Below are 23,641 nucleotides of genomic sequence, written 5' to 3'. Positions count from 1 at the left end.
GTATCCCTGTCGTCGCCTATCATCGGGAGCCCGGCGCGCGAGGACGTGAACGCCGTTCAATCGCGTGCGGCCTCGCTCAGCCGCGCCGCTTCCCGAAGAAGTCGAGCAGCAGGGCGGCACACTCCGCCTCCTCGACACCCGCGTAGACCTCTACGCGGTGCGGCATCCGCCGGTCTCGCAGCAGGTCGTAGACGGAGCCGGCCGCACCGGCCTTGGCGTCCCAGGCACCGAAGACCACGACGGGCACCCTCGCGGCCAGAATTGCCCCGGCACACATCGCGCAGGGCTCGAGGGTGACGACGAGGGTCGTGTCGGTGAGATGCCAGTCGCCGGTGGCTGCCGCGGCGGCCCGCAGCGCGAGGATCTCGGCGTGAGCAGTCGGGTCCTGGCGAAGCTCGCGCTCATTGCGTCCCGCCCCGATCACGGTGCCGGAGGCGTCGAGCACAAGGGCGGCAACAGGAACATCGGCGTGCCCGAGGGCCAGCTTCGCGCTCGCGACGGCCTCGAGCATCCGCTGGGCGTAGAGCGGCGGTACGACTGTCAACTCGCCCCCTCCTCTCGGCTAGATTGAGCCTATGCGAGTCCACGTAGCCGACCACCCGCTCATCACTCACAAGCTCACCGTGCTGCGTGACAAGAACACGCCCTCGCCGACCTTTCGCGCCCTGGCGGAAGAGCTGATGACACTGCTGGCCTATGAGGCGACCCGCAACGTGCGAGTGGAGACCGTCACCGTGCAGACACCCGTGGCCACCGCCACCGGCCTCGCCATCAGCCAGCCGCGCCCCCTCGTCGTGCCGATCCTCCGCGCCGGACTCGGCATGCTCGAAGGCATGGTCAAGCTCATCCCCACGGCCGAGGTCGGCTTCCTCGGGATGGTGCGCGACGAAGAGACGCTGCAGCCCACCACCTACGCCGAACGCCTGCCCGACGATCTGTCCAACCGGCAATGCTTCGTGCTCGATCCGATGCTGGCCACCGGGGGTTCCCTCATCGCGGCCATCGACTTCCTGCTCGCCCGCGGTGCGGTGGATGTCACGGCCGTCTGCCTCATCGCGGCTCCCGAAGGTCTCGCCGCCGTCGAGGCAGCGATGGAAGGTCGCGAGGTGACCATCGTGCTCGGCGCCGTCGACGAGAAGCTCAACGAGGTGGGATACATCGTCCCCGGGCTCGGAGACGCAGGAGATCGCCTCTACGGGCTGGTCTAGGCGCGGATCCTGCGCGCTGGCTTGACTTTATGCCGGCGGCTGCAAGATAGTTGTGTCATGACTGTTTCCACGCCTGCTCCGATCGCCCCCGCGGCATCCGGAACGCAGAGCGTGCTGTGTCGAATGTGTGCCTAACGGTCCACTCCTGAGTCGGATTCCACTCGTGACGAGTCGAGAGTCCCCGGGTGTCCGCCCCTCATAACGAGCGGCATCCTGCACCGCACCACCTGAAGTATCCCGAAGGATCACACCCTCATCATTAGAGGCCCTTCACCCCTCTCAAGGATTCTCGACACATGTCTCTTGCAACCATCGATCGCGTTCGCCCCTCCACCGCCCGTCGCCTCGCGCCGGTCGAGCCCGCACCCGAAAGCACTCCGCCCACCGAGGCGCCCGCGCGCATCCGGGCCGTTCCCGGAGGCACAGAGGCCCGTGGCTTCGTGCTGTACGTCGGCGTCGACGAACTGAAGGCCGCCGCCGCCGGAACCGACCTCGGATCGATAGTCGAGGCGTTGCGAGCCCTCACCAAGCAACTCGTGCCAGCCTCGGAGACCTATGCGGCGGTCGCCCTCGCCCCTCAGGGCGCCGGCGGTCGTGACGTCGAGGTAGTCCGGCTCGCACTGCAAGACCCTTCTGCCCTGGCGAAGCACCGCCAGCAGCCCGAGGAGGAGAAGCCGCGTGGCGGCGTCGTGGTCGACCTGTCCCGTAAGCGTGTCGTGCTGGATGACGAGACCGCCGCCCTCACCTACAAGGAGTTCGAGCTGCTGCAGTACCTCGTGCTGCGCGAGGGACGCACCATCGATCGGGCCGAACTCATCTCGTCACTGTGGTCCGCTGGTGACGACGACGCCCCCAACGAGCGCACGATCGACGTACACGTGCGGCGCCTGCGTTCGAAGCTCGGATCGTATGAAGACATCGTGCGCACCGTGCGCGGCGTCGGCTACCGTTTCGATCGGCACGCGGATGTATCCATCCGCCACACCAGCACCCCGAGCCCGGATCTGTTCTAAGGGTTCAGAGCGCGGGTGACGCGGCGTCCGATTCGGTCTTCTTCGAGTGGCTGGCCAGGGCGTCGCGCTCGGCGAGCAGGGAATTGAGCGTCACGTTCTCGAGCCCGGGACTCGTGACGTCGTTGAACGGGCTGTCCAGACCGGTCTTGGCGTACACCGCCGCCGCGTAGGCCGAGGCGGTGGACTGCAGTTTCGCCGCCGCCCGCTGTGACTTCTTGAGGGAGACACGGCTGCCGCCAACGGCCTCAGCGTGCTTGCGCAGGGCCTTGATGAGGTCCTTCAGCGATGCATCGATTTTCTTGGACATGGCCTCATTGTCGCGCATGAAGGTAAACAGACTGCAAGCCCAATCTCGAGCGTGATCACGTATGCTCAGTTTTTCGTCGTCACCCGATGTCCGAAGGACGAATCCATGAGCCGATCCCACTCCCGCGGGTGGCGAATGGCGATCGGAGCGGCGCTGCTTTTCATCCTCTCGATCGGCGGGGCCGTGCCCGTCGCGGCGGCAGCGCAGCCGAAAGGTGCATCAGAGAGCTTCAAGGTCGCCGTGCCGTCAGCACCAGGGTCGACCGCGACTGTCGGCATCGACGTCGACCTGTATCTGCCCGCGGCATCGCGCCCCTCCCCCGCAGTGCTTCTGGCTCACGGGTTCGGTGGGTCCAAACGCTCCCTCGCCAAAGATGCGGAGCGCCTACGCCGCGAAGGCTACGTCGTGATGGCCTACTCCGCCCGGGGCTTCGGCCGCTCCGGCGGCCGGATCTCGCTCGACGCGCTCGACTACGAGGTCGCCGACGCGAAGCGACTGGTCGATGTGCTCGCCAGCCGTCCCGAGGTCGAGAAGCGCAACGGCGACCCGGTGGTCGGTGTGGTCGGCGCGTCTTACGGCGGCGCGCTCGCCCTGATGCTCGGTGCCACGGACCCCCGTGTCGACACGGTGGTCGCGGCCATCACCTGGAACGACCTCGCGCAGGCTCTCGTTCCGCAGGCGGACAGCGCGGCGCCCGGGGTGTTCAAGCAGGCGTGGGCCACCCAGCTCTTCGGTGCCGCCGCGTCACCCTTCGAAGGAGCCTGCGGGAGGTTCACCGCCGAGCTCTGCACGCTCTACACCAAGCTCGTGGCCGGCGGGCAGCTCGATGCCACCGATCGCACGCTGCTCGAGGCATCCTCCCCCGCCTCGGTTCTCAGCGGGATGACCGCGCCAACCCTGCTGCTGCAGGGCAGACAGGACACGCTCTTCGGCTTCGACCAGGCGGATGCGAATGCGCGCCAGATCGCGGCTGCGGGCGCAGAGGTCCAGGTCTCCTGGTTCGCGGGAGGGCACGACGGGGGACAGATCGCCGGCACCACTTCTGCCGTCGACGAATGGCTTTCCGCCCACCTGCGGGGCGGGTCATCCTCCCGCTCCGCTTCGGAGACCTTCTCATTCACGGTGCCCGCCTCGGCCCGCGGCTTCGCCGAGACCCGCGTGGCGGCACGCTACCCCGGGCTCGATGGCACCAGCACGAGGACGCTGCCGCTGAAGGGTCGGTTCGGCATCGTCATCAATCCGCCCGGAGGCCTGCCTGCGACGATCTCTTCGCTTCCCGGCATCGGCTCGGTCGACTCGGTCGTCGGCGGCATCGGCAGTGGCATCGCCGGCACGGCGGTGCAGCCGGCGCAACAGGCGAAATTCTCCACCGGAGCGATCAGCGCCCCCTTCGTGCTCGCCGGCTCTCCCACTGTGACCGTGGATGTGCGGCTCCCCCGTTTCCGGGATCGGGATCCCGTGCCCGCCGCCGCCCCGGTCGAGGTGCTGCTCTTCGCCCAGCTGAGGGTCTCGTCGGGGGGCTCCGACCTGGCCGTCGGCGGTGGGGTCGCGCCGATCCACGTGTCCCTCCCCGCGGACGGTTCGGCGACCCGGGTGCAGGTGCGCCTTCCCGCCACGACCTGGCAATTCGAGAAAGGCGACACGGTCGCGATCTCGCTGCGCACGACGGATGCGGGCTACCAGGGCTCCCCGGCCGCCGCGTCCTTCGTGGTCAACACCGAGGGCACGCTCTCGCTGCCGACCGTCGCCGCGACCGCTCCCGCCGTCGGCGGCGGCGCTCCGTCGACGGCGGCCCTCATCGGCATCCCGATCGTGGTGCTGCTTGGGCTGATCCTCGCGGTGATCGCGGCTCTGGCCGATCGGCGTCGGGATCGGGCCGTGCCCACTCCAGTGACCGCTGGGTCGCGAGCGGAGGACGCGCCGCCGCTCGTCATCCGCGGACTCACCAAGGACTATCGCGCCGGATTCCGCGCGGTCGACGACCTCACGTTCACCGTCGAACGCGGCCAGGTGCTCGGTCTGCTCGGGCCGAACGGGGCGGGCAAGACGACCGCGCTTCGCATGGTCACCGGACTGCTGCGGCCGGACGCCGGCGAGATCGAGATCTTCGGCGAGAGGGTGTCGCCGGGCTCCCGCGTGCTCACCAGGGTCGGCTGTTTCATCGAAGGCCCCGGCTTTCTCTCCCACCTCTCCGGCCGCCGAAACCTCCAGCTCTTCTGGGCGGCCTCGGGGCGCCCCCGCTCCGAGGCCCGACTCGATGAGGCCCTCGCGATCGCCGACCTCGGCACCGCGGTCAATCGACGCGTGGGCGGCTACAGCCAGGGCATGAAACAGCGGCTCGCGATCGCGCAGGCGATGCTCGGGATGCCCGAACTCCTCATCCTCGACGAGCCGACCAACGGACTCGATCCGCCCCAGATCTTTGCTCTCCGCGGAGTGCTCCGTCGCTACGCGGAGACCGGCCGCACGGTGATCGTGTCGTCGCACCTTCTCGGCGAGGTCGAACAGACCTGCTCCGACGTCGTGGTGATGGCGCGCGGGCGCCTCATCGCCGCCGGCCCCGTCGCCGAGCTGGCCGGCGAGAACAACGAGCTCACTCTCGAAGTGACGGATGTCGACGCCGCCGTCACCGCGCTGCTCGGGCTCGACGGGGTGGAGGCCTCGATCCTCGCCGGGGGCACCCTCCGCGTGGTTCCCTCGCAGCACAGCGCCGAGTCCGTCGTCGCCGCGATCGCCGCTGCCGGTGTCGGCATCCGCTCCGTCACGCGCGGCCGGCATCTCGAGGAGACGTTCCTCGCGATGGTCGGCTCCGAAGGGATCGTCTGATGGCCCTGACTGCACCCTGGACTCCCGGACCCATTCGGGAGAGCGCCGACACACTGAGGCGCACCCTGCCGATCCGAGTCGAGTTCTCCCGGCAGATCAGTCAGTGGCGCGTGCGGGTGGTGCTCATCATCTTCGGCGTACTGCCCATCGTCGTGCGGCTCGCCTTCCTCATCGGCGGAGCGGGTGGGCCCGCGGCCGGGCGCACGGATCTCGCGGCGTTCGCGCAGGCCAGTGGCACGACCTTCACGGCCTTCATTCTCGTGATCACCGCGGGTTTCCTTCTGACGCTCGTCGTCGCGCTTCTGTTCGGCGACATGATCGCAGGCGAGGCATCCCGGTCGACTCTCAAGTACCTCCTCACCATCCCGGTCGGCCGAACCCGCCTGCTGTTCGTCAAAGTGCTCGTGGCGTCGACGGTGCTCGTGGTCGGCATCCTCCTGCTCACCGGGATGTCGCTGCTGGTCGGCACGATCTCCTACGGCAGCGGGGGCATCCAGATCCCGGTCGGGCCCCAGCTGGGCATGGGGGAGTCGCTTCTGCGAATCCTCGCCGCCGTGGCGGTCATCTGCCTCCACCTATCGTGGGCTGCCGCGCTCGGCACGATGTTCACGGTGCTGGCGGAGGCGCCGCTCGCGGCGGCGGGTGGGGTGGTGATCACGTCGATCCTGTCGAGCATCCTCGAACGCATCCCCGATCTCGGCATCGTGCGCAACTATCTGCCGACCTGGAACACCGACGCCTTCCGCGAGTTCTTCGCGGCGCGCATCGACTACGGACCCGTCGTCGACTCGGTGCTCTCCGCGCTCATCTACGCGCTCATCTTCACCACGGTCGCGGTCTGGTGGTTCCGGCGCAAGAACATCTCGAGCTGAGCTAGCGAGGGCACCTAGGCGGAAGACCTCAGTTCTGCACCAGGTGCAGCAGGGTTCCGTCCGGGTCGATGAGGGCGGCGATGGTCAGACCGGATGGGTCGAGGCGCGGTGGAGAGAGTCGGGGTGGGGGAAGAACTCGAGGTGCACGGTGCCCCGGCGCAGGATCATCCAGGAGTCGCTGCGGAAGGCCGCTTCGAAGCCGAGGAGGGCGTAGAACGCGGCGCTCTCCGCGAAGTCCCTCGCCGGCAGCGCGGGATTGGCGGTGTCCATCGCGCCACGGTAGCAGGCCTCTGCTCGTCCCGGCCAGGGCGGTCGCCCAGTGCGCCGGAGCCGACCTCAGTGGCCGCGCGCGATCCACTCCTCGAGTTGGGGCGCCTCCGCGCCGATCGTGGTCGATTCACCATGCCCGGTGAGCACAACGGTGTCGGGCGGGAGGGTGAGCAGTTTCGTGGAGATCGACTCGATGATCGTGCCGAAGTCGCTGTAGGAGCGGCCGGTCGCCCCCGGCCCACCCTTGAACAGGGTGTCGCCGCTGAAGACCGCGCCGAGCTGCGGAGCGAAGAAACAGACCGCGCCGGGCGAGTGCCCCGGGGTCTGCAAGACCTCGAGTTCGACTCCGGCGATACTGATGAGCTGGCCGTCGACCAGGCCCGCGCTCGGAGCGATATCGGGGTAGACCACATCCCAGAGCATCCGGTCACCGGCGTTGAGCAGAACCGGGGCGCCCGTGGCGGACCGCACCGCAGCCACCGCGTCGATGTGGTCGTCATGAGCGTGAGTGAGCACGATGGCTTTCAGCGTGCGCTGACCGAGTGCCGCGAGGATCGCGCCGGCATCATGGGCAGCATCGATGACGATGCACTCCGTGTCGTCTCCGACGATCCAGACGTTGTTGTCGACCTCCCAGGTGCCCCCGTCGAGGCTGAAGGTGCCGCTCGTCACCAGGTTCTCGATGTGAGCGGCCACTACATCACCACCACGGAGCGCAGCACGTCGCCGCTGGCCATCGTGGTGAAGGCCCGCTCGATATCCCGGATGCCGATGCGCTCGGTAACGAATTCATCGAGCGGCAGGCGGCCCTGAAGGAAGAGCTCGGTGAGCATGGGGAAATCGCGTTCGGGCAGGCAGTCGCCGTACCAGCTGGACTTGAGAGAGCCGCCGCGACCGAACACGTCGAGCAGGGGGATCTCGAGCATCATGTCGGGGGTGGGCACGCCGACCAGCACGACGGTGCCGGCCAGATCGCGGGCGTAGAACGCCTGGCGCCACGTCTCGGGGCGCCCGACGGCGTCGATCACGACATCGGCGCCGAAGCCGTCGGTGAGCGCCTGCACCGCGGCGACGACGCCGCTCTCGTCGAGCCCGCTCGAGTCGATCACCCGGGTTGCACCGAGTCTCTGCGCCGTGACGAGCTTCTGGGGATCGCGGTCGATGCCGATGATGGTGCTCGCGCCGGCCAGTCGTGCACCGACGATCGCGGCGGTGCCGACACCGCCGCAGCCGATCACGGCTACCGAGTCACCGCGTCCGACATTGCCGGTGTTCATGGCGGCGCCGAGGCCGGCCATGATTCCGCAGCCGAGCAGGCCGACCGCGGCGGCATCGGCTTGCGGGTTCACCTTCGTGCACTGTTTCGCATGCACGAGGGTCTTCTCGGCGAACGCACCGATGCCCAGCGCCGGGCTGAGCTCGGTGCCGTCCTCGAGGGTCATCTTCTGGCTCGCATTGAAGGTGTTGAAGCAGTACCAGGGTTCGGCGCGCACGCACGCGCGGCACTCGCCGCAGACCGCGCGCCAGTTGAGCACGACGAAATCGCCCACCTTCACGTTCGTGACACCCTCACCGATGGCGCTGACCGTGCCGGCGGCCTCGTGTCCGAGCAGGAAGGGGAAGTCGTCGCTGATTCCGCCCTCGCGGTAGTGGTAGTCGGTGTGGCACACCCCGCAGGTCTCGATGTCGACGACGGCTTCGCCCGGCCCGGGATCGGGGACGATGATGCCGACGAGTTCGACGGGCGCACCCGGGGATCGGGCAATGACTCCGGTCACTGTTGTGGGCACGAGAGGACTCCTTCGGGGGCTGCGTGTGGCGCGGCGATCCATTGCACCCTACCCGCCGGGGGATTCGAGTTCGCGGGGCGCCGAGTGATCGGCGCCGCGACCGGCAGGCAGCGGGGCGACTTGGCAATCTCCCAGAAAAATAACGGTTCGATAACTAGCGCTTCGTTACCGCGCTGTTATACAGTTCAAGAGCAGAAGTTGTTTGCTGTGGCAGCTTCTGCGGAATGTGATTGCAGGACACTCTTGGTGCAAGGGAGAGGGTCGGTTTCTCGCCTCTGAAACCGACCCTCAATCCTGTTTAAGGCCCGATTCGCGCCTCCGCCTCCCCATCATCGGCTCTGCGCTTCCGTAGAGTTGCACTCGGGTTGAGAGGAGACCCGTGAGCGACAAGACGACAGCGGTCACCGCCTGGGAAGCCCTGTTCCGGGCCCAGGTGTCGGTGATGCGCTACCTGAACGCAGAGTTCCCCAGCGGGGAGCTCTCGCTCAACGAGTACGACGTGTTGTTCAACCTGTCCCGCCAGCCGGGCCAGCAGTTGCGCATGAAAGATCTCAACCGCCACCTGCTGCTCACCCAGCCGAGTGTGAGCCGTCTCGTCGATCGGCTGACCGCGCGCGGACTCCTCGCGAAGACCCACGACCAGGATGATGCGCGCGGGGTGAACGTTGCTCTCACCCCGGCCGGATTCGATCTCTTCCGGCGGGTGGCGCGCAGCCACATCGAATCCATCGCCGAGCGGGTCGGTGGCAGCCTCAGCGTGACGGAGCTCGAGACACTCACCGAGCTGTGCGACCGGCTGAGGCTCTCCGCTGGTTGATCGCCCGGGGAAATGCCGGGTGCGTGCTAACCCAATTCCTCGGCGAGAGCCTGGAGTTCGTGCGCTAGCGCGCGGGCGCGGTCGGCGACGCCCAGATTCGACGCCGTGCCCTGCTGGGGCTGGGGCTGGGGCTGGGGCTGGGGCTGGGGAGAACCTTTCATCGGCGAAGGCTCCGCGATATCGCTTTTAACCACATCGAGGTCGAACACGACCTTGTCGGCCCGATGCCAGGTGCGGAACATCTCGACCGGGAGGCCCGCCGCATCGAAGCTGGTGCCTTCGAGAAGCAGCAACGGCGACCCAACCGGCACCTGCAGGCTTCCCGCTTGGGACGGGGACGCTGCGACCGCGCGTACCTGCCGTCGGCCCGTCAGGATCGATATTCCGTGCTTACGTCGCAGCAGTGAATGCAGCGATGCGTTGGTGAGCTCCTGCGGCGACAGCGCAAGGGCAGCGGGCAGCCACGTGTGGATGAGCGCGATTGGTGAGCCGGCGGCTGACCGCAGACGGCGCAAAGCGACGACATCGCGGACTCCGAGCGTTGACTCTGCGAGGGCGTCCCGCTCAGGGGAGAGGGACAGCACATCGGTAGTGACTTCGTCGAGTTGCGTCGAGAGTCCAGACATCCGCTGAACCAGGCGGTGGTGCTCCCCGAGCGGGGCGACGACACTGCCGCGTCCGCGTCCGCGCAAGACCAGGCCGTCGCCCGTGAGGGCGAGCAGCGCTTGACGAACGACAGAGCGGGAGATCCCGAACTTCTCCGAGAGCTCCGCCTCGGTCGGCAGCATCGAACCGGCAGGCAGCGATCCATCGGTGATGCGAGATCGCAGCACAGCGCTCAACTGCGCGTGCAGCGGCAATTTGCGAGTCGGGTCGACCGCGTCATCCGCGAGCTCGTCAAGCCACATGCACACACTCCTTAGGCGGGAACGTCCATCTTCTGCGCGGTGCGCCAGACGTGGTCCCACCCGGGCGCCAGCTGAGCTGCTCGCTCCAACGACAGTACAAGACTGGCCTCGCGGGCGATTCCCTTGCCCGCGATGTCGAATGCCGTTCCGTGGTCGACCGATACACGCACTACCGGGAGCCCGACGGTGATGTTCACCCCGTCGTCCCCGTAGACAGCCTTGAAGGGGGCGTGCCCCTGGTCGTGGTAGCAGACGACGACGAGCTTGTATTTGCCCCGGACGGCCGCGGGGATGAGTGCGTCCCCGGGCAGGGGGCCGACGGCGTTGAGTCCGCGTTCGCGAGCGGTGGCGACGGCGGGGGCCAGGATGTCGGCGTCTTCGTCACCGAAGAGCCGATTCTCACCGGCATGTGGATTCAGTCCTGCCAGGCCGATGAGCTCATCCGGGGTCCCCATCGACTTCGCGAAGGCACCAGCGAGCTCGAGCACGTTGAGGGTCCGTTCCACCGTGATGTTCTCGATTGCGGTGCGCATCGACACGTGAGTGGTGAGGTGGAAGAAATACAGCTCGCCTGCCGAGAGCACAAGTGAGAAGTTCTGCACACCGAACTCATGGGCAAGCAGTTCCGTGTGCCCGGGCCAGTTGTGCCCGCCGGCGTGCATTGCCGCCTTATTCAGGGGCGCTGTGACGATACCGTCGACCTGCCCTTCGCGAGCAAGCCGGCAGGCCTCGACGACGAAGCGGTAGGAGCCGTCGCCGGCGACCGGGCTGAGTTCGCCGAGCGCAACATCTGCGAGAGAAGGGCCGGTCTGGATGAGTTCGATCGTGCCCGGGAGATTGAGCGCCTCGGAGACCGCGTTGATGACGACGACCTTTTCGGGGTCACCGCCCACATTGACGACACCTCGACGCATGGCCGCTTCATCGCCGATCACGACGGGGATGCACTTGGAGCGGAGGTCATCGTGCCCGAGAAGGGTCTTCGCGGTGATCTCGGGGCCGATTCCGGCGACGTCTCCGAGGGTGAGGGCGAGGCGGGGAAGAGTCATGACGATGCTCCTTGCGTTGATTGTTCGAGCAGTTCGGGAAGAAGATCTGTGAGAGCGGATGTCGAGCCGAATCCGCCCGCCTTGGTCACGACAGTGAGACCGTGCAGGCGCCCCCCGTCGATGACGGAGACAGGGGTGCCCTCCCCGATCGCGCGGGTGACGATCAGGGATTCGGCATCGAAACGGCCGAGCACCGCGCGGGCGCCTTCGCCGCCCATCAGCACAAGCGATCCGGCACCGATGCGGGTCACGACGGCGTCGGTGATCGCGGCGAGCGCCGCCGCGATGCGCACCGGAGCGAGTTCCGACTGTTTCGCCTGGGCGGGTGGGCTGAGGATAACGACTACCGCAGCAGACGTTTCGCGGCTCACGTTCGACTGAATCCACGCCCTCATGCCGTCATCGCCGTCGGGGCTGAGTATGTCCTCGAGTCCCGGGGTGAGGGAGAGCACGCCGCGTGAGGTTTCGAGCAGGTGCGCGTGCTGGGCCCGAGAGACATCATGCAGCGAGCTGATCACGACAACGGCCGGACCGGCGCATGCCCGCGAGGCCGACGCCACCGCGCGGTCTGCATCCGCCTCTCCCCTTCTCCACACCTTCGACAGCTGGGTAGCAAGGCCGGCCGAGCCGACCGGAACTGCCCGCGCCCCCAACAGCTCGATGGCCTCGGCGAGCAGGGCGAGGTCAGCATCGGTCGACGCGTCGACGGTGACCACGCGCGCTTCGACGGAGGAGATGAGAAGGGCCAGCTGCGAGGCCTCCCCCTTCGCGCGCTGCACGGCGACGGCGCCGGGAAGAAGCTCGGCGAGTGCACTCGTGACCACAGGGGTTACCGGGTCACGGCCGACGGAAGTCGTCTCGACCCCCGCGCCGTCCACGAGGAGGAGGCCGCTCTCCACTGTTCGCCCCATCCCCGGATAGGCGGGGCAGACGACGGCGATGCAGTCGGGATGCCGATTCGTCCAGGCATCGAGGGCGCCACGCACCTGGCTATCGACCGAGCCGCGCATGGTTGAGTCGATCTTGACGAAGAGACGGTCGATGCCCGCACCCATCAGGGCTCTCACGGCGTCTGCGGTGCAGACTCGCGCCGCGTCCGCTTGCATGGCACGGGAGTCCGTGACCACCGCGACTACCGATCCGGGTGTCGCCGTGATCCCGGAGGGATCGCCGAGCGAGAGCCGCGTCTGCCAGCCGAGGGAGGAGAACTGAACTGCGGAGTCGCCAGCCCCGGTGAGGTCGTCAGCAACGATTCCGGCAGAAAGCGAGGTCACGGCCTCATTCTGCGGCACAGACACGACGGGAGTCGTACGCATCAAGAGAATCCATTGCCGCGGGGATGGGCGTCGGGTGTCGCTGCGGCGACGGCGCGATCGCGTTGGTCGCTCTCGGCCTCCTCTGTGGCGAGGTCGGCGGCGATGACCTTCATACCCCCCTCGCGCTTGAGGACCCAGCCAGCCAGCAGCGGCGCGAGTACGGCCGACACGAGCACAGCGGCCGCCACCTGCGCCGTGGCGACCTCGACGAACGGGGCAAAGCTCGGGTCGGCCATTCCGACGATGGCGGGAGTGGCGATGGCATTCCCAGCGGTCGTGGCGGCGGCGATACCGATGCCCGATTCCTTACCGCGACGCAGAAGGAAGCGGAAGCCGAAGTAGGCGAGCGTGCCCGTGAAGAGGGTGCCGACTATGCCGACGACGATGCCGGTGAGACCACCGGTGACGACGTTGCCGAGGTTGATGCCCGTGCCAAGCGCGAACGCGAAGAAGGGGATGACCATGTTCGGGATCGGGCGCATGACTTCGGTCCACCTGGCGTCGAGGTTTCCGATGATCACGCCGAGCAAGAGCGGGATCACTGCGGCGAGCAGGAGGGTGAAGGGGATGTCGGCGAGACCGGCCACCCCGAGGAACAACAGTGAGAAGAACGGACCGTCATTCACCGCCGAGGCGATGTACGCACCCCGATCCTGCTTTCGCCCGTACTTGCCCGTGAACGCCAGCCAAATACCGCCATTGCTGTTATCCATACTCACCAGCAACGCCAGGATCGATACGCCGAGAATTCCTTCCTTGCCGACGAACTGACCGAGGAGCACGACCAGACCGGCGGGAATGATCGACTTCGTCAGCAGGAGCACACCGGAAGTCGCGAGCACCGGCCCGGAGGTACGCAGGGTGATCTGCATCCCCGTTGCGAAGATCAGGACGCCGATGAGGGGAAGTGCACTGTCACGGAATAGCGCCGTCGTGAAGTTCCCGAGGCCGAGGAAGCCCGGGGCGAAGGTGCCGACGATGGATCCAACGATCAGCGGGATGAGCATGAGCCCGCCGGGAATCCGGTTCATCCCGTCGAACAGCGGGACGTGCGATCTGAACTGCGATTCGGCTGCCATGGCGAATCTCCTCGAGTCTGGGGCTGCGGTGCCCGCGAAGTGTCTACACTCTGATGAATACGTACACGATGTACCTACACATTAGGCAGAGAGCGGTCGGGGAGTCAACCCTGCGGCATCACTTTCGACCGGTTAAAGACGTGAGCGACGCCGTCAGGGGTGCCTCGATTCCCGACGTCGGGAAGCACGGAGGCCATTCGCTGACTACCGCCAGCCATGATGCGCCCGGGTCCGTCAGCACAGCCGGTGAATGTCCCACGGGGGCGCCGCACCTACTCGTGCGCGGATCGCGCCTCCAGCTGCCGCCGCTGCCGAGCCCTCGACCCGACGATGATGGCGATCGACCGCGGAGCCGCGACCAGAGCCCGGATGACTCTGGTGGGATACCGTCTCGTGATGCTCCAGAAAGGCCCTCCCCGGTGGCCGGGCGGCGACTCGAAGAGGGCCACCGCGAAGATGATCGGGTCGCTAACCCGGTCCACGACGAGCCGCACTTGGCAGTAGATCTCTGAGGGGAGGGTGATCTCCCTGTGCGCGCGGCCGATCGCGGTGAGGAAGGGCCGAAGCGGCTCGTGGCCGTCCACCGCGTCTACGAGCGCGACCACCGCATCCTGCTCCTCCAGGGTGAGGCTGTTGCGGAACATCGAGACGAAGTAGTCGATGTGCGATACGGCACGACGATCGCGCGCGAGGGCACCGAGCTGGTCGTGACCGGCGACGAGCATGGTGCTCACCCGGTCGAGGGACGGTACGCCGATGCCCCCCATCGCAAGCTCGACCCTTCTCGCCCACAACTGCTCGAAGGCCTCCGCCGGCGGCACGTAGAACCCCGGGAAGATGTCGTACACGTCTACCGGGCAGATCACAGCGGGATGGACGAGACGCACGAACACCGGCGGGAGGAAGCCTTTGGTCTGGCCGGGGGAGCTTCGTGACCAACCGACGCCCTCGAGGGCGAGGATGAGGTGGAGCTGGTGGATCGGCTCCACGATCACGGTCGCGGTCGGCGAAACCCGCGGAGAGACCAGCCCGAGCTGGGCGAAGATGGTGCCGCCGGCGGTGAGCGCCCGGATGCCGTGCTGCTCGCAGAGCTGCCAGACGAGCACCGCGACACGCACCTTGTCGCGACGGAGGCGCGCCTGATCCGACGCGCTCGTCGACGCGCCGGGGTGTTCGCCCGGTGTCGGCATCGTCGTCATGACACCCCCTCCTGCACACCGTAGTCGAACACCGACTCGCCCCCCGGCATCTCGTACTGTGGAGATCATGACACCGCCGCGAGATCCCGCCACCCCACCGACGATCGTCTGGCTGAGGGATGACCTCCGGCTCGCCGACAATCCCGCCCTCACCGCAGCGGCGCAGAGGGGAGCGCCGGTCGTGGTGCTCTACCTGCTTGACGAGCAGAGTCGCGGCATCCGTCCCCTCGGTTCGGCCAGCCGATGGTGGCTGCATCACAGTCTCGAGGCTCTCGCGGCCTCCGTGCGCGAGATCGGAGCGAGCTTCGTGCTTCGTCGGGGAGCCGCCGCCGTCGAATTGCCTCGCCTGGTGTCGGACATCGCAGCCGGAGCCGTCTTTTGGAACCGCCGCTACGGCGGCCCGCAGCGGGAGGTGGATGCCGCCCTCAAGTCGAGCCTTCGTGACGCCGGTCTCACCGTGCAGAGCTTCCAGGCGAACCTGCTGCACGAGCCGTGGACGGTGACGACCGGATCGGGTACCCCGTTTCGCGTGTTCACCCCGTTCTGGAAGGCCTGCCTCGCCGCAGCCCCTCCGCGGGAGCCATTGCCCGAACCCTCGTCCCTCGACGGGGTGGAAGGCGTCGACAGCGATTCCGTGGGCGACTGGGGCCTGCTGCCGACCCGGCCGGACTGGGCCGGCGGCATCAGGGAGGCCTGGACGCCCGGCGAGAAGGGTGCCCTCGCCCAGCTCGAACACTTCGCCGCCCACGACCTCGCCCACTATGACACCGCCCGGGATGCCCCGGGCGGCGAGGCGACCTCCCGCCTCTCGCCCTACCTGCGGTTCGGAGAGGTCAGTCCGTTCCAGGTCTGGCAGCGCACCCAGCGCGGCGAGCTCGACGCCGCAGGCCGTCGCAACGCCCCGAAGTTCCTCAGCGAGATCGGCTGGCGCGAGTTCAACTGGAACATCCTCTTCCACGCGCCAGACCTGCACGAGAAGAACTTCCGTGCCGACTTCGACTCTTTCCCCTGGCAGGCTCCCGACCCGCGTGACCTCGAGGCCTGGCAACAGGGCCGCACGGGCATCCCCTTCGTCGACGCGGGAATGCGCGAACTCTGGCAGACCGGCTACATGCACAACCGGGTGCGCATGGTCGTGGCATCCTTCCTCATCAAGAACCTGCTCGTGGACTGGCGCATCGGCGAACAGTGGTTCTGGGACACCCTGGTCGACGCCGACGAAGCCAGCAACCCGGGCAACTGGCAATGGGTCGCCGGATCCGGGGCGGATGCCGCTCCATACTTCCGCATCTTCAATCCCCTGCTCCAGGCGGAGAAGTTCGATCGCGACGGGACCTACCAGCGCCGGTACCTGCCGGAGCTCGGAACCGATGACTACCCGCAGCCGATCGTCGATCTGAAGAAGTCGCGAGACCTCGCGCTCGCCGCGTACGAGGTGGTGAAACGGGCGGGAGACTCCGGCTAGCTCCGCGGACGCCCGCCTATCGTCGCCACGGCGAGGGCTCCGGCGCGCGCGCCCGCCGCCGCCGCGGCCATCGCCCCGGCTCCGGACACCCAGGCCGCGAGGAATCCGGCAGCGAATGCATCCCCCGCCCCGATCGGATCGACCACGGTCACGGGGATGGCAGCGACCATCGTCGTCGGCATGCCGCGTTCGGCCACCACGACACCGGCAGTGTCGAGGGTGAGCGCGACGATCTCGAAACGTTCGCCGAGCCGCTCGGCGATCTCGATCGGATCGTCCAGGCCCGTGAGCACCCTGCCCTCCTCGAGGTTCGGGAAGAACAGGTGGGCGCCGTCGATGGTGTCGAGGAACCGGTCGACACCGAAATCGGAGATGAAGCCCGCGGAGGCGGGATCGACCGACACCCGCACGCCCAGCGCACTCGCGCGCTGAAGCAGGCCGCGCAGCGCGGCCTGGTCGGACTGGGAGAACACGCTGTAGCCGGTGAAGTGCAGCACAGCGGCACCGGCGAGTAGGCGGTTGGGCACGGAGTCCGGAGACAGCGCCGCGTTGGCCCCCTTCTCGGTGAGCATGGTGCGACGCTCCCCCGCGACGATCACGATGATGGCGCCCGTCGGCAGCTCGTCGTGCCCCGAGAGATGCGGGGTGACGCCGCTGTCGGCGAGGAGTGCGCTGTGCCGTGGGACGTCGTCCTTGCCCACCAGGCCGATGAAGTCGACGGATGCCCCGAGCGAGCCCATCCACGCTGCCGCGTTCGCCGCGGATCCGCCCGCCCGATTGCGGATGGACGCCGGTGTGTCTGTGTCGTCGCGAATGGCGCCGTCCGGCACCACCACCACGTCGTCCACCACATCGCCGAACACGATGATCCGGCGAGAGTTGGAGAGGAGATCAGACAAGCGCCGACCATTCGATCGCGATCTGCGCGGCCAGGCGCACGTTGTTGCGGGCGAGATCGAGGTTGACCTCGAGGCTGCGGCCGTCCGAGGCGTCGACGATATACCCGAGGAGGAAGGGCGTCACGGCCTTGCCGTGCATTCCGGCCTCATCGGCGGCGGCGAGGGCCTCGACCAGCACCCGGTCGTGCTCGGTGGGATCCCACTGCTGCTCGCGTGGGATCGGATTGGCGACCACGATCCCCTGGCCGTGACCGAGGGCATCCTGGCTGCGCATGATCGCGGCGACCTGGGCGGCGGAGTCGACCGACCAGTTGATCGTGTGGGCCGACTCGGTGAGCCAGAAGCTCGGGAAGATGGTGGTGCGGTAGCCGACAACCGGCACGCTGAGCGTCTCGAGCCGCTCGAGGGTCGCGGCGATGTCGAGCACCGACTTCACGCCGGCACTCACCACAGTGACCGGGGTGACGGCGAGCGTTGAGAGGTCGGCCGACTCGTCGAAGGTGGTGCTGGCTCCGCGGTGCACCCCGCCGAGACCCCCGGTGGCGAAGACGCGCACTCCGGCCAGAGCGGCGAGGTGTGCGGTCGCAGCGACGGTGGTCGCCCCGGAGGCCCCGGAGGCGGCGAGCACGGGAAGATCCCGCACACTCGCCTTGGTGAGGTCCTCTTCGGCGATGCGGCGCACGCCCTCGGCATCCAAGCCGATCTGCGGCACCCCGTCGAGCACCGCGATGGTCGCCGGGGTCACCCCGGCATCCCGCAGGATCTGCTCGAACTCCTTCGCCGCTTCGTGGTTACGCGGTCGCGGAAGCCCATGGGAGATGATCGTGGACTCGAGCGCCACAACGGGACGCCCGTTCTCGAGGGCATCGGCGACTTCGGCTGAGACGGTGAACGCAGGGCTGGCGGATGCGGTTGTCATAGGCCTTCAGACTATCGGCGCGGATATCACGACCCGCGCGTCGACGCTCTCAGCGTTTACGGAGCTTGACAGCTTGCCGACGACCCGATCGCCGCGACCACGGGCCAGCGTGCTCCCAGCAAGTCTCAGTAAGAAGTCGGGATGTTGCGCGAAAACGGGCCGCGCGACGACGTCGACAATCCGTTTCGATGGTGGTGCCGGATCACCACTGCGGCCGGGAAATATCCGGTCCACCGATTCGATAGAGGAGTTCATCATCATGAACGCATTCACGAAGAAGACCATGTTCGCCACCGCCGGTATCGCTGCCGCCGCGGCTCTCGCCATCGGGGCCGCTGGCCCCGCCATGGCGAGCACCTCGCACGACTCGACCTCCACCGAGTCGTCGAACTCCACGACGAGCCTCTGGAGCGCGACCAGCCTCAGCAGCCTCAACGACGCGCTGGACAACATCGCCAATGGCGCGACCGTCGGCAACCTGTCGAACGAGTCCCCCGTCGTCGTCGCCCCTCAGGTGGGCGATGTGCTGAGCGGCAACGCCGTGGCTTCGGGCAACGATGTCACCGCGCCGGTCGCGTCTGGCAACTCCGTCTCCGCGCCGATCAGCGCTCCGGTCACCGCTCCGGTCGCCTCGGGCAATGACACCCCTGTCGCCAACGGCAGCGGCAACGGCAACTCGGCGAGCAACTCCGTGAGCGACCTCGTCGACACCACGGGAATCATCGATGGGGTCACCCAGAGCGTCGACCTCGGCGCGATCCTGGGTCGCTAACACCGCGCTGCCAGCCCGCATGACTAAAGCCCCCGTCGCTCCGGCGCTCGGGGGCTTTCGTCTGCGCGCACGTCACCGGCCTGCCACCGCTACCGCCACGGTCACGGCCATGGCCACGGCGCCGTGCATCACCGCGACGCCAGTGCTCATCCGCTCGTCATTCTTCGGACGGCCCGATCGTCCGACCTGCCTTCGGCGATGAAAGCCAGACGCTGCAGCGTCTCGACGTTCCGCCGATACAGTGCAAAGTCGAGCACGGGGCGCGGTATCCACGAGGCCGGCCCCGCGACGGCGAATTCCTCGATTCGCACCACGCTGCCGTTGCCGCGGGCCTTGACGTCGATCACCACCTTCGCCTCGCCCAGCGGCCATCCCTTCGGCTGCATCACCAAGTGCCGGGGCGGGTCGCATTCGAGCACCGTGGTCTCATCATTGATGAGCGCCGGCCAGACTCCGAAGGAATGCTGCAGGGCAGAACCGACGGCGGGCCAGTTCTCGTCGACGTCTCGCATGCGCGAGGCCCCCACCACCCAGGTCGTGAATACCCATCCGTCCGCGAGCACCGCGAAGACGTCTTCCGGGCTGCAGGCCATCTCGCGTACGTTCACCGACATCCGGCACCACCCATCCTCATCGTCTCCATCATGGAGCAGGATTCCCGAGCCCGCCGGATCTGTCGAGAGGGCTTGCCTCCCGCGAGCCGGCGGTCTACGTTCACTCGCGCCTGTGCGTCACATACCGGCCCCGACCATCACGACAACCCCACCGAACATGCTCATGGCCTCCACCATGGCGACCCGACTCCCGCCGACGCGCCGTGAGAGGCGTGCGATCAGCCAGAGGGTGAGAGCCGCCACCGCGACGATCCCGAGCACCAGCAGCGCGACGAGAGGATTGGCCATCACCATGCCCTGATGCCCTCCCCCCGCCGCGCCGGACAGCGGCGCACCCGAGCCCATCGCCGCTATGGTCGTCGCGGTCAGCAACAGGGTGAGACTGCGATGGACCGCCATCGCCGTGCCGACCGGAGTTCGAGCCGCCGAATCCCGACGCAGCGCCACGACCGGCAGCAGCGCCGCGATCACGAGCAACAGGATCCAGCCGATCGGCATGACCAGCGGTGAGCGCCCATGGAACGCCAGGTCGCCCATGGCGAGCATCATCACCACGGATGGCGCCACGACCAAGGTCCGATCCAGGCGCGACCGGCGCAGCGGCGAGCGCATGACGCGATCGCCGAGCGTGCAGCACACCCCCACCGCTCCGGGCAGAACCATCGCCACCTCGAGGGAGGGAAGCATCCGGTCTCCTAGTGCTGGTGGCCGGCGTGATCTGCGTGACCCTCGCCGCCGTGCGAGCATTCGTGTGCCGACGCGTTCGGCGGCACGTTGAGCGCGGGGTTGCGATCGAAGAAGCCATAGGGCTTGAGCGTGAATTTGGCGTAGTCCGTCGGCATCACCGGCCAGTCCTCCGGCCGGGGGAAGTGCGTCGGCCCGAAGGTGTGCCACAGCACGATGTCCTCACCGTCCACCGATCGGTCGCCAGCCATGTAGCGCGGCAGGCCGTCTCCCCCGGGATTCTGGTGCACGAAGTCGCCGGCAGGGTAACGCTCCGCCGGGTCGTACTGGGTCACCCAGAGCTGCTTGGTGGTGAAGGCCGCCCGCTCGGCGATGGATGACGCGGGGTCGGCCATCAGCGTCGGCGACTGCTGTGGCATCAGCACATAGCCGGTCGGCCTGCCGAGTCGGTTCGTCTTCTCGGTGTTGACGATGTGCCAGGCGCGACCGACGGAGGCGTCCGCGAGCCGGCTCGCATCCGCTTCGCTCGAGAGACGCGTCGCGCTGTTGGTGAATGCGCCTCCGTGAGGGTTCGTTTCGCTGATCGGAAGGCGCACTGCATCCACTTCGTCCACCGCATTGGAGAGTCCGTCCACCATCATGTCGAGGCGAGCGCTGAAGTGATGCTGGTGGTATGGCGCCCCCAGCCCCGGCGCGACCTCGCTCGCATAGGGGCTGCCCTCCACATACGACGACGTGAAGAGGATGCCCGTGAGCTTGGCCTCGCATTCGATCGTGCCGTCGAGGTACAGGTACCAGTAGAAGCCGTAGTCGTAGTTGCCCACCGTGGTGAAGAAGCTGATGACCAGGCGGCGGGAACGACGCACCTCGTTCGACCCGGTGAACATATCGCTGTGCTTCCACAGGGTGCCGAAGTCCTCTTCGTGCATGCAGATGCCGTTCTGGATCACCTGCGGGTTGCCGACCTCGTCGGCGAGCACCGCATCGAAGTACTTGATCTCGCCCACACAGTCGCAGCCGAGCGCGAGCGAATTGGTGAACCGGCCGAACAGGTACTCGCCGGTGTCGAAATAGTTCTGCCAGAAGCGCACCGGAGAGGGGTCGCCGTAGGGCACCACCATCTCGGCGATCGATCCGCGGTACATGATCGGTCGCTGCTCGACGCCGTCGAAGAACGAGAGCTGGCGAAGAATCAGGCCCTCCCGAGGATCGAACCCCACATCGAACTTCCAATTGCCCCAGGTGACAGACTCGCCGTCGACCTCGAAGCTCGGCCCTTCCGGCTGAGTGATCGAGATCGGCTTGAGGGCGGTGAGCGGAGCACCCTGCACCGCCGGGTCGTCGAAGTTGCCGCCCTCGGCGGGGATGGGCATCACGCCCGCATCGATGAGGCGGGTGATGGTGCGGGACGAGGCGTCCACATAGGCGCAGAGCCCGTCGACCGGATGCGCCCACGGGTGATCTTCCGGATAGTCCTGACGGAAGGCGAGCACGCGCAGGATGCGACGGCCCACCTCTTCCGGGTAGTCGTAGTACCCCGCGGAGAGCGGCACGCAGACCACAGAATCGACGGAGGTGCCGCGCGCCTCGAGTGCCGCCACCCATCGTGGGTCCGCCGCGACGATCGCGCCGATTGCCTCGAACTCCTCGAGCAGCACGGGCAGCTGGCCGGTGCTGCCGTCGAGCACGCTCGTCGTCACGATCTGCCCGGTGTCGAGGGAGACCACACTGTCGGTGGAGTGCCCGCTGGCCATGTCGAGCAACATGACGCGCGCCCGGCGGTCGGGCCGATCGGCTATTCCGGCGAGGAAGTCGAGCACCTCGAGCTTGTGCGGCTCCTCGAGCCCCACATAGGCGAACCGGGTGGTGGGGGTGAACAGCTCGCTTGCGGTCACGATGTCACGGATGCGCTCGATCTCGGCGACGCCGAGGCTCGCGAGTGGTCCCGCGATCGTGGTGATGGGATCGATCATGGTCATGGTGTGGTCCTCTGAATCTGGTAGGGGAACAAGACGGGCGGGTCAGCCGGCGATGACGTCGGTGATGGTCTCGTAGGCTGCGGCATTCCGCCGCTTGAGCACGGCGGCCTGGACGAGTCCGGCCAGCGGGAAGACGACGATCAGTCCGAGCAGGATGGCGCTCACCGCCCCGAATACCGGCGCACCCTTCGCGTTGACGTCTCCCACCAGGAACGGGAAGTTGACGCCGATGACGACCGCAGACCCGACGAGTCCGACGAAGCCGAGCGCCGGCGCGACCAGGGTGTTCCAGAGTCGGGTATCGGTCTTCGTGGTGCGGAAGTAGACGATCACCGCGATCGAGGTGAGCGCCATGAGAAGCGCAATTGCGAGGGTCGCTACTCCCGAGAACCAGGTGAACACCTGCAGGATCGGGTCGAGGCCAAGAACGGCGAAGACGGCGATGAGCACGAAAGCGGTGATCGTCTGGATGAGCGACGACACGTGTGGCGAGAGGTGACGAGGGTGCACATCCCCCACACGGCTCGGCAGCAGACCGGCGTTCGACATGGAGTGCTGGTAGCGCGAGATCACGTTGTGGAACGAGAGCACGCAGGCGAACATGCTCGTGATGAGCAGCGTGTTCAGGATGATCTCGCCGACCGGCCCGAGGTAGCGCAGCGTAGTGGTGATCACCATCGTGCCGGGATTCTTGGCGGCTTCGGCGACCACATTCGACGGGCCCCACGCCATGACGAGCGCCCAGGAGGCGAGGGTGTAGAAGACGCCGACGCCGATCACGGCGATGTAGGTGGCCCGGGGGATGGTGCGGTCCGGTGTCTTCGCCTCATCCCGGAAGATCACTGTCGACTCGAAACCGATGAATGCCGCGAACGCGAACATCAGGCCGATGCCCGGCGAGCCGGACAGCACAGCGCTCGGCAGGAAAGGCGCAACCGAGAGCCCTTCCTGCCCGCCGGACGCGACAACGGCGATCACCAGCGCGAGCACGATCCCGACCTCGCAGACCAGGAGCACTCCGAGCACCTTCGAGCTGAGGTCGATGTGCCGGTAGCCGAGCGCACCGACGATGAGGATGATCGCGAGCGAATAGATCCACCAGGGGATATCCGGCCCGCCGAGCGCGGCGATCGAGGCCCCGATGAGGTATCCCACATAGCCGTGGACGGCGATCTGGATGGTCGTGTACGTGAGGAGGGCGAGGTACGCCGCCGAGAGGCCGGCCGGCTTGCCGAGGCCGTGGCCGACGAAGGTGAAGAACCCGCCGGGTTTCGGGATCCTCTTCGTCATGGCCACCAGCCCCACCGCGAACAGCACGAGGATGACGGCACAGACCGCGAAGAGCGCGGGGAAGCCCACACCGTTGCCGAGCAGGAAGCCGAGCGGTGCCGAGCCCCCGATCACGGTGAGGGGGGCGGCGGCCGCGACCACCATGAAGACGATCGAGCCGACGCCGAGCGAGCCGGAGAGCGCGGCTTTGGCGGGAGGGTTCGCGATGTCGGTTGGTTCACGTGTTGTTGTCATGTGTGACTCCGTGGGGTGTGGGGGACTTCAGGAATCTCCCCATCGTCGCGGTGGCCCGTTGCGTGCCTGTTCCGCCGGCGTAAACATCCGAGAGCCGTAAATGAGACGGCCGCACGTGCTGTCTCATTTGG

Annotated in this window: 23 protein-coding genes and 1 pseudogene; 7 read left to right on the top strand and 17 right to left on the bottom strand. The window is 67.4% G+C overall.

Annotated elements, in window-relative coordinates; translation table 11 throughout:
• Positions 1-76 precede the first annotated feature (76 nt).
• On the bottom strand, positions 77-511 hold the full coding sequence (locus F1C58_RS01275; protein WP_185203922.1) for a nucleoside deaminase: 435 nt from the start codon (positions 509-511) through the stop codon (positions 77-79).
• 64 nt (positions 512-575) lie between these two features.
• Here F1C58_RS01275 and upp point away from each other — a divergent pair, with 64 nt between their 5' ends.
• Both upp and F1C58_RS01265 read left to right on the top strand, forming a co-directional pair.
• The gene (gene upp, locus F1C58_RS01270) at positions 576-1,208 is read left to right on the top strand and encodes a uracil phosphoribosyltransferase (protein ID WP_185202250.1); all 633 of its coding nucleotides are present in this window, start codon (positions 576-578) and stop codon (positions 1,206-1,208) included.
• Between the two features lie 296 nt (positions 1,209-1,504).
• Positions 1,505-2,221, top strand: a complete 717-nt coding sequence (locus F1C58_RS01265) for a winged helix-turn-helix domain-containing protein (protein WP_185202249.1) — start codon at positions 1,505-1,507, stop codon at positions 2,219-2,221.
• 4 nt (positions 2,222-2,225) lie between these two features.
• On the opposite strand, the gene F1C58_RS01260 is transcribed toward F1C58_RS01265, so the two are convergent.
• Positions 2,226-2,528, bottom strand: a complete 303-nt coding sequence (locus F1C58_RS01260) for a hypothetical protein (protein ID WP_185202248.1) — start codon at positions 2,526-2,528, stop codon at positions 2,226-2,228.
• Between the two features lie 105 nt (positions 2,529-2,633).
• Here F1C58_RS01260 and F1C58_RS01255 point away from each other — a divergent pair, with 105 nt between their 5' ends.
• Positions 2,634-5,354 (top strand): alpha/beta fold hydrolase, encoded by a 2,721-nt coding sequence (locus F1C58_RS01255; RefSeq protein WP_219732011.1) that lies wholly within the window; start codon positions 2,634-2,636, stop codon positions 5,352-5,354.
• A complete protein-coding gene (locus tag F1C58_RS01250) occupies positions 5,354-6,226 on the top strand; it encodes an ABC transporter permease (protein ID WP_185202247.1) in 873 nt (290 codons plus the stop codon). Before F1C58_RS01255 ends, F1C58_RS01250 begins: the two co-directional genes overlap by 1 nt.
• 28 nt (positions 6,227-6,254) lie before the next feature.
• Here F1C58_RS01250 and F1C58_RS01245 read toward each other — a convergent pair.
• The 3 genes and pseudogenes from F1C58_RS01245 to F1C58_RS01235 all read right to left on the bottom strand — a co-directional run bounded on the left by F1C58_RS01245 (position 6,255) and on the right by F1C58_RS01235 (position 8,286).
• A pseudogene (locus F1C58_RS01245) lies at positions 6,255-6,496 on the bottom strand (hypothetical protein).
• A 66-nt stretch (positions 6,497-6,562) separates the two neighbouring features.
• Positions 6,563-7,192, bottom strand: a complete 630-nt coding sequence (locus tag F1C58_RS01240) for an MBL fold metallo-hydrolase (RefSeq protein ID WP_185202246.1) — start codon at positions 7,190-7,192, stop codon at positions 6,563-6,565.
• Positions 7,192-8,286, bottom strand: a complete 1,095-nt coding sequence (locus tag F1C58_RS01235; RefSeq protein ID WP_185202245.1) for an S-(hydroxymethyl)mycothiol dehydrogenase — start codon at positions 8,284-8,286, stop codon at positions 7,192-7,194. The genes F1C58_RS01240 and F1C58_RS01235 overlap by 1 nt, the downstream gene beginning before the upstream one ends.
• A gap of 379 nt (positions 8,287-8,665) precedes the next feature.
• On the opposite strand from F1C58_RS01235, the gene F1C58_RS01230 reads away from it, so the two are divergent.
• Complete coding sequence (locus tag F1C58_RS01230; RefSeq protein WP_370543676.1) at positions 8,666-9,103, top strand: MarR family winged helix-turn-helix transcriptional regulator; 438 nt, start codon at positions 8,666-8,668, stop codon at positions 9,101-9,103.
• Between the two features lie 26 nt (positions 9,104-9,129).
• On the opposite strand, the gene F1C58_RS01225 is transcribed toward F1C58_RS01230, so the two are convergent.
• From F1C58_RS01225 to F1C58_RS01205, 5 genes are all read right to left on the bottom strand, one after another.
• Entirely contained in the window at positions 9,130-10,011 is an 882-nt protein-coding gene (locus F1C58_RS01225) for a GntR family transcriptional regulator (RefSeq protein WP_185202244.1), read from the bottom strand.
• An 11-nt stretch (positions 10,012-10,022) separates the two neighbouring features.
• Complete coding sequence (gene pdxA, locus F1C58_RS01220; protein ID WP_185202243.1) at positions 10,023-11,060, bottom strand: 4-hydroxythreonine-4-phosphate dehydrogenase PdxA; 1,038 nt, start codon at positions 11,058-11,060, stop codon at positions 10,023-10,025.
• On the bottom strand, positions 11,057-12,334 hold the full coding sequence (locus tag F1C58_RS01215; RefSeq protein ID WP_185202242.1) for a four-carbon acid sugar kinase family protein: 1,278 nt from the start codon (positions 12,332-12,334) through the stop codon (positions 11,057-11,059). Before F1C58_RS01215 ends, pdxA begins: the two co-directional genes overlap by 4 nt.
• Before the next feature lie 41 nt (positions 12,335-12,375).
• Complete coding sequence (locus F1C58_RS01210) at positions 12,376-13,455, bottom strand: 2-keto-3-deoxygluconate permease (RefSeq protein WP_185202241.1); 1,080 nt, start codon at positions 13,453-13,455, stop codon at positions 12,376-12,378.
• A gap of 272 nt (positions 13,456-13,727) precedes the next feature.
• Positions 13,728-14,654 carry a hypothetical protein gene (locus F1C58_RS01205; RefSeq protein WP_185202240.1) on the bottom strand — a complete coding sequence of 309 codons (927 nt, stop codon included), beginning with the start codon at positions 14,652-14,654 and terminating at the stop codon, positions 13,728-13,730.
• Between the two features lie 67 nt (positions 14,655-14,721).
• On the opposite strand from F1C58_RS01205, the gene F1C58_RS01200 reads away from it, so the two are divergent.
• Positions 14,722-16,119, top strand: a complete 1,398-nt coding sequence (locus F1C58_RS01200; RefSeq protein WP_185202239.1) for a deoxyribodipyrimidine photo-lyase — start codon at positions 14,722-14,724, stop codon at positions 16,117-16,119.
• On the opposite strand, the gene F1C58_RS01195 is transcribed toward F1C58_RS01200, so the two are convergent.
• From F1C58_RS01195 to F1C58_RS01185, 3 genes are read right to left on the bottom strand one after another with little or no spacing between them, the layout of a single operon-like run.
• Entirely contained in the window at positions 16,116-17,018 is a 903-nt protein-coding gene (locus F1C58_RS01195) for a carbohydrate kinase family protein (RefSeq protein ID WP_185202238.1), read from the bottom strand. The two genes, F1C58_RS01200 and F1C58_RS01195, sit on opposite strands and share 4 nt — an antisense overlap.
• On the bottom strand, positions 17,011-17,937 hold the full coding sequence (locus F1C58_RS01190; RefSeq protein WP_185202237.1) for a pseudouridine-5'-phosphate glycosidase: 927 nt from the start codon (positions 17,935-17,937) through the stop codon (positions 17,011-17,013). The genes F1C58_RS01195 and F1C58_RS01190 overlap by 8 nt, the downstream gene beginning before the upstream one ends.
• Before the next feature lie 6 nt (positions 17,938-17,943).
• Positions 17,944-18,198, bottom strand: a complete 255-nt coding sequence (locus tag F1C58_RS01185) for a hypothetical protein (protein WP_185202236.1) — start codon at positions 18,196-18,198, stop codon at positions 17,944-17,946.
• On the opposite strand from F1C58_RS01185, the gene F1C58_RS01180 reads away from it, so the two are divergent.
• Positions 18,197-18,709, top strand: coding sequence for a hypothetical protein (locus F1C58_RS01180; RefSeq protein ID WP_185202235.1), 513 nt, complete (start codon positions 18,197-18,199; stop codon positions 18,707-18,709). The two genes, F1C58_RS01185 and F1C58_RS01180, sit on opposite strands and share 2 nt — an antisense overlap.
• A 146-nt stretch (positions 18,710-18,855) precedes the next feature.
• Here the strand turns inward: F1C58_RS01180 and F1C58_RS01175 are convergent, their stop codons facing one another.
• The 4 genes from F1C58_RS01175 to F1C58_RS01160 form a co-directional block, all read right to left on the bottom strand.
• Positions 18,856-19,323, bottom strand: a complete 468-nt coding sequence (locus tag F1C58_RS01175; RefSeq protein ID WP_185202234.1) for an SRPBCC domain-containing protein — start codon at positions 19,321-19,323, stop codon at positions 18,856-18,858.
• A 117-nt stretch (positions 19,324-19,440) separates the two neighbouring features.
• The gene (locus F1C58_RS01170) at positions 19,441-20,010 is read right to left on the bottom strand and encodes a hypothetical protein (protein WP_185202233.1); all 570 of its coding nucleotides are present in this window, start codon (positions 20,008-20,010) and stop codon (positions 19,441-19,443) included.
• Between the two features lie 8 nt (positions 20,011-20,018).
• Positions 20,019-21,986 (bottom strand): primary-amine oxidase, encoded by a 1,968-nt coding sequence (locus F1C58_RS01165; RefSeq protein WP_185202232.1) that lies wholly within the window; start codon positions 21,984-21,986, stop codon positions 20,019-20,021.
• 42 nt (positions 21,987-22,028) lie between these two features.
• Positions 22,029-23,510 (bottom strand): APC family permease, encoded by a 1,482-nt coding sequence (locus tag F1C58_RS01160; protein ID WP_185202231.1) that lies wholly within the window; start codon positions 23,508-23,510, stop codon positions 22,029-22,031.
• Between the last annotated feature and the right edge of the window lie 131 nt (positions 23,511-23,641).

The sequence above is a fragment of the Glaciihabitans sp. INWT7 genome (assembly GCF_014217685.1).
Taxonomy (GTDB): Bacteria; Actinomycetota; Actinomycetes; order Actinomycetales; family Microbacteriaceae; genus Lacisediminihabitans.
This window is presented reverse-complemented; position numbering and strand designations above follow the sequence as displayed.